Source organism: Microbacterium azadirachtae (genome assembly GCF_000956505.1).
Lineage (GTDB): Bacteria > Actinomycetota > Actinomycetes > Actinomycetales > Microbacteriaceae > Microbacterium > Microbacterium azadirachtae_A.
Map to the genome: position 1 here is coordinate 110,466 of NZ_JYIX01000039.1, position 13,995 is coordinate 124,460.

Consider the following 13,995-nt stretch of genomic DNA (forward strand, 5'->3'; position numbering starts at 1 on the left):
CCGTTCGAGGGGCTGCGGCAGGGGTTCGCCGGGGCTTCTCCCGCACCGTCCGGCGGGGCGTCGGCGCCGACGCCGCAGACGTCCAGGCATCGGCGCCGGATGGCCCGCGCCGATGTCCGACGCACACCGTAGTCTTGTCGGGTGAGCACAGCCCTGTACCGCCGTTACCGGCCCGAGAATTTCGGGGAGATGATCGGGCAGTCGCAGGTGACCGATCCGCTCATGACCGCGCTGCGCGGCGACAGGGTGGGCCACGCCTATCTGTTCTCCGGCCCGCGAGGCTGCGGGAAGACCACATCCGCACGGATCCTGGCGCGCTGTCTGAACTGCGCCGAAGGCCCCACCGACACCCCGTGCGGCGTGTGCCCGAGCTGTGTCGAGCTGTCGCGCAACGGCGGCGGATCCCTCGACGTCGTCGAGATCGACGCGGCCAGCCACAACGGCGTCGACGACGCCAGGGATCTGCGCGAGCGCGCGACGTTCGCGCCCAGCCGAGACCGGTTCAAGATCTTCATCCTCGACGAGGCGCACATGGTGACGCCGCAGGGCTTCAACGCGCTGCTGAAGCTCGTCGAGGAGCCGCCGCCGCACATCAAGTTCATCTTCGCGACGACCGAGCCCGAAAAGGTGCTCGGCACGATCCGCTCCCGCACGCACCACTACCCGTTCCGGCTGGTGCCGCCCGCGGCCATGCTCGAGTACGTCGAGAAGCTGTGCACGGAGGAAGGCGTGACCGTCGCCCAGGGCGTGCTGCCGCTCGTCGTGCGCGCCGGCGGCGGATCCCCGCGCGACACGCTTTCGCTGCTCGACCAGCTCATCGCGGGCTCCGAGAACGGCGACGTCAGCTACGAGCGCGCGGTCGCGCTGCTCGGCTACACGCACTCCGCGCTGCTCGACGAGATCGTCGACGCGCTCGCCGCGGGCGACGCAGCCGCCGCCTTCCCCGCGATCGACCGAGTGGTGCAGACCGGACAGGATCCGCGCCGCTTCGTCGACGACCTGCTGGAGCGGCTGCGCGACCTCATCGTGATCGCCGCGGTCGGTGATGCGGCCTCTGCGGTGCTGCGCGGGGTTCCGGAGGACGAACTGACCCGCATGCGCGGCCAGGCCATGGCGTTCGGCGGTCCGCGTCTGTCGCGCGCGGCCGACCTGGTCAGCTCGGCGCTCGACGACATGTCGGGAGCGACGTCGCCGCGTCTGCATCTCGAGCTGCTCGTCGCCCGCGTGCTCACGGCTCTCGCCGGGGGCGGGGAGACGGCGCCCGTGGCGAACCCCGCTGCGGCTGCTGCGCCTGTCGCCGCTGCCCCTGCTGCTGCTGCTGCTGCCTCGGCGCCGACTGCTGCCCCGGCTCCGGCCGCGGCGGTCGCCCCGGCCTCGCCGGCGGCGAAGCCCGCTGCCCCGGTGCCGCCCGCATCCCCGGCGGACGCTGCGGGCCCGGCCTCCGCTGCTGAGCCCGAGCCGGCACCCGTGGCCCAGCCCGAGCCTGCCCCCGCGCCCCAGCCCGAGCCGGCCTCGGCGGCTGAGTCGACGCCCGAGCCTGCCCCGGCGGCCGCGTCGGCCTCCGCAGCCGGTCCCGTCGATTTCGACCGGGTCCGGGCCTCCTGGACCGCGGTGCTCGGACGACTCGAGAAGATCAGCCGCGGGTCCTGGCTCGTGGTCACCGCGGTGCAGCCGCTCGCCTACGACGCCGAGACCGAGGTACTCACACTCGGGTTCCCCGGACCGAACGACGTCGCGCGGTTCAAGGGTACGAAGCCCGGTGACGGCCCGTCCGACCACCTGCGCACCGCGATCGAGGGCGAGCTCGCCGTCAAGGTCAAATACCTGCCGGCCCCGCTGCCCGCGGCGGCTCCCGAACGGAAGTTAGCAGAGAGCGGGAAGGCCCCGCGCCCCTCCGACCAGACCTCGGCCGAGCCCGCGGAGCGCGGACCCGACTCGGCATCGCCCGCGACGCCCCCGCCGTCGTCGAGCACGGCTCGGGCGCCGCAGCGCCCGGCTCCGACGGCCGCCGCCCCCGTCACCGAGTGGGCGGTCGCCGCGATTCCGCAAGGGGAGTCGGAGCCCGCCCCGCCGGCGGAAGCGGCCGCTTCCGCGCCCGCTGCGACTGAACCTCCCGCGCCTGACGCCGAACCCGCCGCGTCCGCATCGCAGGTGGCGCAGTTCCCGGTCGACGAGGAACCCGCCGACATCGAGGCGATGCCGGCGTCCGGCTGGTACGAGCCCGGGCACGACGGGGACGTCCTCGACGACGAACCTCCGTTCCCCGATGACGCCGACGATCCGGGCCCGGATGCCGGTCCCGGTCGCTACAGCGCTGCCCCCGAGCCCGCTTTGGCTCCGGTCGGACAGGCCCTGGCCGAGGTCGGCGGAGCGGATCCGAGTCCTGCACCCGCAGCCGCCGCGGCACGGCCGGATCCGGCGCCGCGCGCCGCGCCTCCCGCGCCTGCGGTCATCGACCGTGCTCCGCGCTCCGGCGCTCCCGGTGTGCAGCGCTACGGCGAGGCGGTGGTGCGCCAGGTGCTCGGCGCGAGGTTCCTCCGCGAGGAGCCGTACGAGCCGCAGACCCGGTTCCAGTGAGGAACCGCGACAGCGGCGACCAGGAGAAGTGAACGAGCGATCATGAGGATCATGAGATGTACGACGGCATCGTCCAGGAACTGATCGACGAGTTCGGTCGCCTGCCGGGTATCGGCCCGAAATCCGCGCAGCGCATCACGTTCCACATCCTGCAGACGCCCTCCTTCGATGTGAAGCGGCTCTCCGAGCTGCTCTCCGAGGTGCGCGAGCGGGTGCGGTTCTGCGAGATCTGCGGCAACGTCGCGGAGCAGGAGCGCTGTGCGATCTGCCGCGACCCGCGCCGCAACCCCGAGTTCATCTGCGTGGTCGAGGATGCCAAGGACGTCGCGGCGATCGAGCGCACGCGTGAATTCCGAGGGCTCTACCACGTGCTGGGCGGCGCGATCAGCCCGATCGCCGGCGTCGGGCCGGATGACCTGCGCATCGCCCAGCTGATGACGCGGCTCGCCGACGGCACCGTGCAGGAGGTCATCCTCGCGACGAACCCGAACCTCGAGGGCGAGGCGACGGCGAGCTATCTCAGCAGGCTGCTCACCACCATGCAGATCACCGTCTCGCGTCTCGCGTCCGGTCTGCCGGTGGGCGGCGACCTGGAGTACGCGGACGAGGTCACGCTCGGACGCGCCTTCGAGGGGCGGCGCGTGCTGTGAGCGGTACGGGCTTCAGCCGTCGCGGCTGGCTGCTCTTCGGCGCGATGTGCCTGCTCTGGGGTGTGCCCTACCTGCTCATCAGCGTGGTCGTGGAGTCGTTCTCCCCGGCGGCGATGGTCGCGGGACGAACCCTCATCGCCGCGCTCCTGCTGCTCCCGTTCGCGATCCGCAGCGGCGCGATCAAAGCTGCGTGGAAGTACTGGCCCTGGGTGCTCGCATTCGGCCTCGTCGAGATGGCCGGTCCGTTCTTCCTCCTCGGCCACGCCGAGCAGTCCCTGCCCTCCGGGCTGACGGGTCTGCTCGTCGCCACGGTTCCCCTGTTCGCGGCGCTCATCGCATTGGGGGGCGGAGACCGCGGCGTGCTGAGCCCGGCGCGACTGATCGGTCTGCTGGTCGGGTTCGTCGGCGTCGGCGTCGTGGTCGCGGGCCCCGGTCTCGCGGGTGGCAAGGTCGACTTCCTCGCGGCGGGGGAGGTGCTGCTGGTCGCCGTGCTCTATGCGACCGCGCCGTTCATCGTCGCCCGCAAGCTCGGCCACGTGCCGTCGATCGGCACGATCACGCTCGCGCTGCTCTTCATCGGGATCCTCTACCTGCCGATCGCGCTGCTCACCCAGCACACGGTGCCGACCTTGCCATCGATCGCCGCGCTGATCGCCCTCGGCGTCATCTGCACGGCGATCGCGTTCCTGGCCTTCTTCGCCCTCATCAAGGAGGTCGGCCCGGTCCGCGCGCCGCTGTTCACCTACGTCAACCCGGTGATCGCGATCGTCCTGGGGGCGATCGTGCTCGCCGAGCCGTTCACCCCTGGCCTCATCATCGGCTTCCCGCTGGTGCTCATCGGGTGCTGGTTCGCCGGTACCGGCGGTCGGCTGCGACCCAGGGTCGCCGTCGACGAGACCGCAGTGGAGCTGACGGCCGAGCCGGTGCCGCCGGTGGAGTCGCCCCCGCGGGACCCGGCCGTCCGCTCGGAGGTCAGGACGCCCGACGGATCCCCTTCCACAGAGTGATCAGCAGCAGCACGAAGGCCGCTCCGATCAGGATGTGACCGGCACCGGCGATCCCGGAGATCGCCTTCGACGCCTCGACCTTCAGCACGTCGAGAGTCCCGTGCCAGGCCATCATCGCGCCCGTCACGAGCACGCCGGCGTTGTAGATCCAGAAGAACCAGGAGAACAGGCGACTCGCGGACAGCGTGAACGTCTTCTCGAGGGCGAGCACGATGAGCGTCACGAGCGCGCCGAGCGCGAGCAGGTGGGTGTGCACCAGTGCGAGCTGCCCGCTCACGCCGTTCGGAAAGCCCTGCGCCTTCGTGAACTCCCGGTAGAACAGCCCCGCAAGGAGGCCCAGCGCGATCCAGACGACGGCGGCGACGAAGAGCTGGGTCAGAGCGCGTCGCTGTGCGGGCGTGGAGGAAGACGGTGCGGTGATGTCGGCAGAAGAGGTCATGATGCCAGCCTGCGCGCATCCCTTCCCGGGCGCATCCATCGAACGAACGAGGCTCCGCGCTGGGCAGAAGGCCCGTCCACGCGGGAGAATCGGAGCATGAGCAGCGCATCCGGATCCGCCCGTCAGCGGATGCTGCGCGGTGCGCGGTTCGCCCTGCACCTCATCACGGTGGTGCTGGTCGTCGTCACCACGGCGCGTGCGGGCATCGAGGGCGAGCTGCTCCCGGTTCTGCTCGTCGCCGCCGTGTACCTCGCCTGGTACGGCGCCGGTGCCGGGTTCGCGCACAAGCGCGCCGCGGTCTGGTGGATGCTGGGGCTGCTCGCGATCTGGATCGGCATGCTCGCCCTGTCCGCGGAATTCGTCTGGCTCGCGTTCCCGCTGCTGCTGCTCGCCGGGCACGTGCTGCGCCTGCCGTGGTCCTTCGCGTTCATGATCGTGGTGCTCGCGGCCTCGATCGTCGCACCGATGCTGCACCCGGGCGCGGTGCAGCCGGGGACGCTGCTCGCACACCTGATCGGACCCCTCGTCGGCGGTGGCTTCGCCTTCGCGGTGTCGCTGGGCTACGACGCGATGCTGCGCGACGCGGCCGAGAGGGAGCGCCTCATCGACTCGATGCTGCGTGCCCAGCACGAAGCGGAGCGCCTGCACGACGAGCTCGCCGCGAGCCAGCGCGAGGCCGGAGCGACGCGGGAGCGCACCCGGCTCGCCCGGGACCTGCACGACACGATCGCCCAGGAGCTCAGCACGATCGTCATGCTCGCCCGCCTGGAGCCGTCGGCCGGCGCGGACGGCGTCGCGGCGGATCCGGCGGCGCCTGTCGTCGGGGTGCGCCAGGATCGCACCGCGCAGATCGAGCAGCTCGCGCAGCACTCGCTCACCGAGCTGCGCCGCATCGTCGCGGCCCTCGCTCCCGCCGACCTCGACGAGTCCGCCCTCGCGGCGGCCCTGGCCCGCATGCTCGACGCCCTGCGCGACGAGTCCGGCATCAGCGGCGCCCTGCAGGTGGATCCGGACCTCCCCGCCCTGTCGACGCCGGTGGAGGTCGCCCTGCTGAGGGTCGCCCAATCCGCGCTCGCCAATGTGCGCCAGCACGCGAAGGCGCAGACCGTCCAGGTCGCGTTGACGTCCGGCGGCGGATCCGTGCGCCTGCGGCTCGAGGACGACGGCGTCGGGTTCGACCAGGCCGTGCGCCCCTCCGACGCGTCCTACGGCCTCGCCGCGATGCGCTCGCGACTGCGGGAGGGCGGCGGAGAACTCACGATCCGATCCGCGCCGGGCGCCGGGACCACGATCGAGGCGATGCTGCCGCTCGGGGCGGGCACCGGTCTTGCCGCGGGCAGCGGCGCGGACGGGGGAGCGGTATGAGCGTTCGGCTGATCATCGTCGACGACCACCCGATCGTGCGTGCAGGGATCCGCGCGGTCGTCGAGGCGCGGGGCTTCGATGTCCTCGCCGAGGTCGGCACCGGAGAGGAGGCCGTCGAGGCTGCCCGCCAGCTGCATCCCGACGTGGTGCTCTGCGACCTGCGTCTCGGCGAGGGCATGGACGGCGTCGCCACGACCGCGGCGCTGCGAGCGCTCCCTGCGCCGCCCGCGGTGCTGATCCTCACCACCTTCGACCACGATGCCCAGATCGTCCGCGCCGTGGAGGCGGGCGCCGCCGGATACCTGCTCAAGGAGGTCGGCGTCGAGGTCATCTCCCGCGCGATCGTGGATGCGGCGGCCGGATCCGCCGTTCCCACCCCGGGCGGGGACGAACGCCTCGTGGCCGCCCTGCGCGCGCCACGGGTCGATCTCACCGCGCGTGAGCAGGAGGTGCTGGCACTCGTGGCGGAGGGGCTCAGCAACCGCGAGATCGCGGTGCGCCTGTTCGTCACGGAGGCCACGGTCAAGACGCATATCGTGCACCTGCTCGACAAGCTCGGAGCGGAGAGTCGCACCGGCGCCGTCTCCGAGGCCCGCCGCCGCGGCCTGCTCTGACCGCGCGAGCCGGCCCTTTCGCTCCCACCCCGGGATCCACGCGCGTTTTGGGGCGCACTGTTCCGTTTTGGGGCGCGCCACCCCCAGTGAACGCGTCGTCGGGCGCCCCAAACGGCAGGACTGCGCCCCAAACCGGGCCCAACCTCAGCACCGTGGATCCGCGCCCCTTCCGGATCCGACCTCCCCACGCCGGATCCGACCTCCCCGCACCGGATCCGCTTCCCACGCCGGATCCGACCTTCGCCGCGGGCCTGCCCCGCTCCACTCCCGGTTTGGGGCGTGCCGTGTCGGTTTGGGGCGCACCATCCCCGGCCACGGTGTCGTGGCGCGCCCCGAAAGGCCGAAACTCGCCCCAAAACGGCCCGGTCGCGCCATACCCGGCGAGCACGGCGAACGGCGTCAGCACCTGCCGCCGCCGTCACATACCGGATCCGGCATGGAGTGCGCTCGTAGAATGTGCGGTGGTGCGCCGCCTCCGGCGCCCGGCATCCCCCAGGAGTGATCCGTGGCCCTCATCGTGCAGAAGTACGGCGGCTCGTCCGTCGCCGACGCAGAGAGCATCAAGCGCGTCGCGAAGCGCATCGTCGACACGCGCCGCGCCGGGCACGACGTCGTCGTGGCCGTGAGCGCGATGGGCGACACCACGGACGAGCTGCTCGACCTCGCGGCCCAGGTCGCGCCGATCCCCGCGCCGCGCGAGCTCGACATGCTGCTCTCCAGCGGAGAGCGCATCTCGATGGCGCTGCTCGCGATGGCGATCCACTCGATGGGCTTCGACGCGCGCTCCTTCACCGGTCCGCAGGCGGGGATGCGCACCGACAGCCGGCACGGATCCGCGCGCATCGTCGAGGTCACCCCGACGCGCTTGCGCGAGGCGCTCGACGAGGGCGCGATCGTCATCGTCGCCGGCTTCCAGGGCATCAACGACGACACGCAGGACATCACGACCCTCGGCCGCGGCGGATCCGACACCACCGCGGTGGCCCTCGCCGCCGCCCTCGACGCCGACGTCTGCGAGATCTACAGTGACGTCGACGGCATCTACACGGCGGATCCGCGCGTCGTCCCGCTCGCGCACAAGCTCTCGCATGTGTCGAGCGAGGAGATGCTCGAACTCGCCGCGAACGGTGCCAAGGTGCTGTACATCCGCGCCGTCGAGTATGCGCGCCGGCACGGCGTCCTGATCCACGCCCGGTCGAGCTTCACGTCGACCGAGGGCACCTACGTTCTGGGCGAGGGCATGAAGAACCCCCGCGAATCCGAGGGAGCAGTCATGGAAGAGCCGATCGTCGCCGGTGTCGCCACCGACCTCAGCCAGGCCAAGGTCACCGTCGCGGGCGTTCCCGACGTGCCGGGGAAGGCCGCGGAGATCTTCAAGATCGTCGCCAAGTCCGGCGCGAACGTCGACATGATCGTGCAGAACGTCTCGGCCGCGTCCACGGGGCGCACCGACATCTCCTTCACGCTGCCGAAGTCCGACGCCTCCGCCGCGCTCAAGGCGCTCGCCGCAGAGCAGGCCGATGTGGGCTTCGAGAGCCTCCTGCACGACGACCAGATCGGGAAGCTCTCGGTCGTGGGCGCGGGCATGCGCACGCACTCCGGCGTCTCCGCGATCCTCTTCGAGGCGCTGTCGACCTCGGGCGTGAACCTGGAGATGATCTCGACCTCCGAGATCCGGATCTCCGTCGTCGTGCGCGGCGACGAGCTCGCCGAGGCCGCGCGCGTCGTGCACGCCGCGTACGGCCTGGACGGCGAGGTCGAGGCCGTCGTCGCCGCCGGCACCGGTCGCTGACCCGTCCCGCACGATCGCCTCTGCGCCGGGCTCCCCTCCGAACCCGGTAGAATCGCCCAAACCCTGACACCGGCGCCAGGCGCGGACTGATCCGCCACACCCGGCGACCGCGCCTCCGCCTCGTCCGCCGTCCGGCACCCGCCACGGCACGAAGCCAAGGAAGCACCCCCATGACCCGCATCTCCGACTCAGGATTCTCCGTCGCGATCGTCGGCGCCACCGGCCAGGTCGGCACCGTCATGCGCGACATCCTCGCGGAGCGCTCGTTCCCGATCCGCGAGCTGCGCCTGTTCGCCTCGGCCCGCTCGGCCGGCACGGCGATCGACTTCGGCGGCACGCCGGTGATCGTGGAGGACGTCGAGACCGCGGATCCCGCCGGTGTCGAGATCGCACTCTTCTCCGCGGGCGCCACCGCGAGCCGCGCCTACGCTCCTCGCTTCGCCGCGGCCGGCGCCGTCGTGGTCGACAACTCCAGCGCCTGGCGGATGGACCCCGAGGTGCCCCTCGTGGTGAGCGAGGTCAACCCCGAGGCGATCGCGGACGCCCCCAAGGGCATCATCGCGAACCCCAACTGCACCACGATGGCCGCGATGCCCGTGCTCAAGGCGCTGCACACCGAAGCAGGGCTCGAGCGCCTGATCGTGAGCACGTACCAGGCCGTGAGCGGATCCGGTCTCGCCGGTGCACAGGAGCTGCTCGGTCAGGTCGAGGGCGTGCTGGCACAGGGCGACACCCTGCAGCTCGTGCACGACGGATCCGCGCTCGACTTCCCCCAGCCGGAGAAGTACGTGGCGCCGATCGCCTTCGACGTCATCCCGCTCGCCGGGTCCCTGGTCGACGACGGTCTCAACGAGACCGACGAGGAGAAGAAGCTCCGCAACGAGAGCCGAAAGATCCTCGGCCTGCCGGACCTCCGCGTCGCGGGGACGTGCGTGCGCGTGCCGGTCTTCACCGGGCACTCGCTGTCGATCAACGTCGAGTTCGCGAACGACATCACCCCTGCACGCGCGTACGATGTGCTCGCCACCGCACCGGGCGTCGTGGTCGAAGAGGTGCCGACGCCGCTGTACGCCGCGGGCAAGGACCCGAGCTACGTCGGGCGGATCCGCGCCGACCAGTCCGCGCCGGAGGGCAAGGGGCTCGTGCTGTTCATCAGCAACGACAACCTGCGCAAGGGTGCCGCGCTGAACGCGGTCCAGGTCGCGGAGCTCGTCGCCGCTCGCCTCGGCGACTGACCTCCGTCCCGGCGAATTCCGGTCGCCGGATGGCCGCCACGGCGAATATCGGCGGCCTCGCGGCGAACTAGACTGATCGGGTGACTGAATCCGTCGACGTCGTCCTCATCGGCGGTGGCATCATGAGCGCCACCCTCGGAACCCTGCTCCGCGAACTCCAGCCCGACTGGAAGGTCGTGGCCTTCGAGCGACTCGGAGACGTCGCGGAGGAGAGCTCCAACGCGTGGAACAACGCGGGCACGGGGCACGCCGCCCTGTGCGAGCTGAACTACATGCCCGAGGGCAAGGACGGCGTGCTCGATCCGGCGAAGGCGATCGGCATCAATGAGCAGTTCCAGCTCAGCCGGCAGCTGTGGTCCACGCTCGTCGACCGCGGGGTTCTCGACGCCCCCACGACGTTCATCAACTCCACCCCGCACATGACGTTCGTGCGCGGGCAGAAGGACGTGGACTACCTGCGCCACCGCTACGAGGTGCTCAAGAAGCAGCCGCTGTTCGCGGGGATCGAGTTCAGCGAGGACTCCCGCGTCATCAACACCTGGGCGCCGCTGCTCATGGAGCAGCGCCGCAAGGGCGAGCCCTTCGCCGCGACCCGGGTGCCGAGCGGCACGGACGTGGACTTCGGATCCCTCACCCATCAGCTGTTCGACCACCTCACCGAGGACGACCGCTTCAGCCTGCGGCGTAACCACGAGGTGCGCAAGCTCTCGCAGCGCAAGGACGGCACCTGGGACGTCCGCTACCGCAACGTGATCGGGCGTACTCCCGGAGAGATCAACGCGCGCTTCGTGTTCGTCGGCGCGGGTGGCTGGGCGCTCAAGCTGCTGCAGGGATCCGGCATCTCCGAGATCAAGGGCTACGGCTGCTTCCCGATCGGCGGGCAGTGGCTGAAGACCTCGAACCCGGCCATCGTCGCCAAGCACCAGGCCAAGGTCTATTCGCAGGCTCCCGTCGGCGCCCCGCCGATGTCGGTGCCGCACCTGGACACCCGTGTCGTGGACGGCGAGACCAGCCTGTTGTTCGGCCCGTTCGCCACTTTCAGCCCGAAGTTCCTCAAGCAGGGCGGGATGCTCGACATCGTGACCCAGGTGCGCCCGCACAACCTGGGCAGCATGCTGAAGGTCGCGTTCACGAACTTCGACCTGATCAAGTACCTGGTCAGCGAGCTGCTGAAGACGCACCACAAGAAGGTCTCGACGCTGCGCGAGTTCATGCCCACCGCGGCGGACGGCGACTGGGAGCTGCTGCAGGCCGGTCAGCGCGCGCAGGTCATGAAGGGCGGCAAGCTGCAGTTCGGCACCGAGGTGGTCGCGGCCGCCGACGGTACGATCGCGGGCCTGCTGGGCGCCTCTCCCGGTGCATCCACGGCTGTGCCCGTCATGCTCGACGTGCTGCAGCGCTGCTTCCCTGAGCAGTACGGAGAGTGGGAGCCGAAGCTGCAGAAGCTGATCCCGACTCTCGGCGAGAAGCTCAACGACTCCGCCGCCGATGCGCGCGCGTCGATGGGCGCCACGGCGAAGACGCTCGATCTGACGGCCTGATCCCGCGCCGTGGCCAAGCTGTACTTCCGCTACGGGGCGATGAACTCCGGCAAATCCACGGCGCTGCTGCAGGCCGCCTACAACTATGAGGAGCGCGGCCAGCAGGTGCTGCTCGCGAAGCCCGCGATCGACACCAAGGGCGCCTCGCAGATCGAGAGCCGCCTCGGCATGACCCGCGAGGTCGACTTCCTCATCGCCGCGGGGGAGGGTGCGCGGGAGCTGTTCCGCAGCGAGCGGGCCCGCGCGCAGCAGGGCGGATCCGACGTCGCCTGCCTCCTCGTGGACGAGGCGCAGTTCCTGGAGCCGGACCAGGTCGACGACCTGTTCCGGATCGCGGTGGAGGACGACATCCCCGTGCTCGCCTACGGGATCCGCAACGACTTCCTCACGCATGCCTTCCCGGGATCGGGTCGGCTGCTCGCGATCGCGCACACGCTCGAGGAGCTCAAGACGATCTGCCGCTGCGGGCGCAAGGCGGTCTTCAATGGCCGTCGGATCGGCGACCGCTTCGTGTTCGACGGCGACCAGGTCGCGATCGATGGCGCCCTGAGGCAGGCCCAGGGGCCGGTCGCCTACGAGTCCCTCTGCGGCCACTGCTACCTCGAGGAGTCCCACGGCCGCCTGGGCTGACCCCTATCTTCCGAGTCGTCCCCCTCAGCGCACCCCATGGCGTGCGCTGAGGGGGACGACTCTGTTGTGGAGGGGGTGTTGCGTGGTCTGACCACAGCGAGGTATCGTGTGGTCTGACCACAGGAGGACGGATGGTTGAACGTGCGGATGCGCCGGCGCGCACCTGGCGCACGGTGCTGCAGCATGTCGAGCAGCGCCTGCTCGACGGCGAGCTCGGCCCGGGGGACCGGCTGCCGAGCGAGCGCGACCTCGCGGCAGAACTGGGCGTGGGGCGCTCCAGCGTGCGTGAGGCGATCCGCGTGCTCGAGGTGATGGGGCTCATCCGCACCTCGACCGGATCCGGCCCGCAGGCGGGCGCGATCGTCATCGCGGCGCCGGGAGGGGGCCTGTCCGCGCTCCTGCGACTGCAGGTCGCCGCGCAGGGCTTCCCGATCGCGGATGTCGTCGGCACCCGGCTCATCCTCGAGCAGGCCGTCGTCACGGCGCTCGCCGCGGGAGACGGCGACACCGCCGAGGTGCACCGTCTCCTTGACGCGATGGACGCCGATCTCAGCGCCGCCGACTTCCTGGCGCTCGACGCGCAGCTGCACCTCGCGCTCGCCGAGGCCAGCGGCAACGCCGTCGTCGCCGCGATGATGACGGGGCTGCGGGACAGCATCGAATCCTACGTGCGGACCGGATCCGCGGGGATCGAGGACTGGGCCGGCATGGCCGCGCGGCTCCGCGCCGAGCACCGCGACATCGTCCGCGCGATCGACGAGGGCCGCGCCGAGGTGGCGGCAGCCCTCGTCCACGACCACATCACCGGCTATTACGCCGCGACCGGCCTGGCCGGTGCCGGCGGCACGACTCCCTGATCGGAAGGACCCACCCATGGTGCAGCGACAGCTCCCCAACCCCGCCGAGATCTTCGACCTGATGAAGTTCAAGGCCCCTGAGCTCGACGGCACGAAGCGCCGCCTCGAAGGCGCACTGACGATCTCGGATCTGCGCACGATCGCGAAGCGTCGCACGCCCAAGGCTGCCTTCGACTACACCGATGGTGCGGCCGAGGGCGAGCTGTCGCTGGCGCGCGCCCGCCAGGCGTTCGAGGACGTCGAGTTCCACCCCGGGATCCTCGCGCCGGCGCCCGAGCTCGACACCTCCACCACGATCCTGGGCGGACAGAGTGCGCTGCCGTTCGGGATCGCGCCGACCGGATTCACGCGTCTCATGCAGACGGAGGGCGAGTTCGCCGGCGCCGGCGCCGCAGCCGCCGCGGGGATCCCCTTCACGCTGTCCACGCTCGGGACGACCTCGATCGAGGACGTGAAGAAGACCAACCCCGCAGGGCGCAACTGGTTCCAGCTGTACGTCATGCGCGACCGGGAGATCTCCTACGGCCTCACCCGTCGCGCGGCCGAGGCCGGCTTCGACACGCTCATGTTCACGGTCGACACCCCGGTCGCCGGCGCCCGCCTGCGCGACAAGCGCAACGGCTTCTCGATCCCGCCGCAGCTCACGCTCGGCACGATCATCAACGCGATTCCGCGGCCGTGGTGGTGGATCGACTTCCTGACCACCCCGAAGCTCGAGTTCGCATCGCTGTCGACGACGGGCGGCACGGTCGGGGAGCTGCTCGACGCGGCGATGGATCCCACGATCAGCTACGACGACCTCGAGGTGATCCGGGGCATCTGGCCGGGCAAGCTCCTCGTCAAGGGCGTGCAGACCGTCGAAGACGCGCTGCGGCTGAAGGACACGCACGGCGTGGACGGCGTGGTGCTCTCCAACCACGGCGGTCGCCAGCTCGATCGCGCGCCCATTCCGTTCCACCTGCTGCCGCAGGTGCGCAAGGCCGTCGGCGACGACTTCACCGTCATGGTCGACACCGGCATCATGAACGGGGCCGACATCGTGGCCGCCGTCGCGCTCGGCGCCGACTTCACCCTCATCGGCCGCGCCTACCTCTACGGCCTCATGGCCGGCGGGCGTCGCGGCGTCGACCGCACGATCGCGATCCTGCGCAGCGAGATCGAGCGCACCATGCGCCTGCTCGGCGTCTCCTCGCTCGCCGAGCTGGAGCCCCGCCACGTCACGCAGCTCACCCGCATGGTGCCCGTGGCGCCGGGAGCGGCGGCGATCGCAGCGCGATGACTCCTGGCG

At 71.1% G+C, this 13,995-nt stretch carries 12 protein-coding genes; 11 read left to right on the top strand and 1 reads right to left on the bottom strand.

The window, feature by feature from the left end; all coding sequences use genetic code 11:
- The first annotated feature begins 141 nt into the window (after positions 1 to 141).
- From RS86_RS16745 to RS86_RS16755, 3 genes are read left to right on the top strand one after another with little or no spacing between them, the layout of a single operon-like run.
- Positions 142 to 2,577, top strand: a complete 2,436-nt coding sequence (locus tag RS86_RS16745; protein WP_045273407.1) for a DNA polymerase III subunit gamma and tau — start codon at positions 142 to 144, stop codon at positions 2,575 to 2,577.
- A gap of 56 nt (positions 2,578 to 2,633) precedes the next feature.
- Complete coding sequence (gene recR, locus RS86_RS16750; protein ID WP_045273408.1) at positions 2,634 to 3,227, top strand: recombination mediator RecR; 594 nt, start codon at positions 2,634 to 2,636, stop codon at positions 3,225 to 3,227.
- Positions 3,224 to 4,234: a DMT family transporter gene (locus tag RS86_RS16755; RefSeq protein ID WP_235281810.1), complete on the top strand. Its 1,011-nt coding sequence runs from the start codon at positions 3,224 to 3,226 to the stop codon at positions 4,232 to 4,234. Before recR ends, RS86_RS16755 begins: the two co-directional genes overlap by 4 nt.
- On the opposite strand, the gene RS86_RS16760 is transcribed toward RS86_RS16755, so the two are convergent.
- On the bottom strand, positions 4,200 to 4,673 hold the full coding sequence (locus tag RS86_RS16760) for a DUF2871 domain-containing protein (protein ID WP_327037108.1): 474 nt from the start codon (positions 4,671 to 4,673) through the stop codon (positions 4,200 to 4,202). The two genes, RS86_RS16755 and RS86_RS16760, sit on opposite strands and share 35 nt — an antisense overlap.
- A gap of 96 nt (positions 4,674 to 4,769) precedes the next feature.
- Here RS86_RS16760 and RS86_RS16765 point away from each other — a divergent pair, with 96 nt between their 5' ends.
- The 8 genes from RS86_RS16765 to RS86_RS16800 all read left to right on the top strand — a co-directional run bounded on the left by RS86_RS16765 (position 4,770) and on the right by RS86_RS16800 (position 13,986).
- Positions 4,770 to 6,038 carry a sensor histidine kinase gene (locus RS86_RS16765; RefSeq protein WP_045273409.1) on the top strand — a complete coding sequence of 423 codons (1,269 nt, stop codon included), beginning with the start codon at positions 4,770 to 4,772 and terminating at the stop codon, positions 6,036 to 6,038.
- Positions 6,035 to 6,652 carry a response regulator gene (locus tag RS86_RS16770; protein ID WP_045273410.1) on the top strand — a complete coding sequence of 206 codons (618 nt, stop codon included), beginning with the start codon at positions 6,035 to 6,037 and terminating at the stop codon, positions 6,650 to 6,652. The genes RS86_RS16765 and RS86_RS16770 overlap by 4 nt, the downstream gene beginning before the upstream one ends.
- Positions 6,653 to 7,157: 505 nt before the next feature.
- Positions 7,158 to 8,444 (top strand): aspartate kinase, encoded by a 1,287-nt coding sequence (locus RS86_RS16775; protein WP_045273411.1) that lies wholly within the window; start codon positions 7,158 to 7,160, stop codon positions 8,442 to 8,444.
- 170 nt (positions 8,445 to 8,614) lie between these two features.
- The gene (locus tag RS86_RS16780; RefSeq protein ID WP_045273412.1) at positions 8,615 to 9,679 is read left to right on the top strand and encodes an aspartate-semialdehyde dehydrogenase; all 1,065 of its coding nucleotides are present in this window, start codon (positions 8,615 to 8,617) and stop codon (positions 9,677 to 9,679) included.
- A gap of 80 nt (positions 9,680 to 9,759) precedes the next feature.
- Positions 9,760 to 11,220: a malate dehydrogenase (quinone) gene (gene mqo / locus RS86_RS16785; RefSeq protein ID WP_045273413.1), complete on the top strand. Its 1,461-nt coding sequence runs from the start codon at positions 9,760 to 9,762 to the stop codon at positions 11,218 to 11,220.
- Between the two features lie 9 nt (positions 11,221 to 11,229).
- Positions 11,230 to 11,850: a thymidine kinase gene (locus tag RS86_RS16790; protein WP_045273414.1), complete on the top strand. Its 621-nt coding sequence runs from the start codon at positions 11,230 to 11,232 to the stop codon at positions 11,848 to 11,850.
- A 131-nt stretch (positions 11,851 to 11,981) separates the two neighbouring features.
- Positions 11,982 to 12,707, top strand: a complete 726-nt coding sequence (locus RS86_RS16795; RefSeq protein ID WP_045273415.1) for a FadR/GntR family transcriptional regulator — start codon at positions 11,982 to 11,984, stop codon at positions 12,705 to 12,707.
- A gap of 16 nt (positions 12,708 to 12,723) precedes the next feature.
- On the top strand, positions 12,724 to 13,986 hold the full coding sequence (locus RS86_RS16800) for an alpha-hydroxy acid oxidase (RefSeq protein WP_045273416.1): 1,263 nt from the start codon (positions 12,724 to 12,726) through the stop codon (positions 13,984 to 13,986).
- Positions 13,987 to 13,995: the final 9 nt, after the last annotated feature.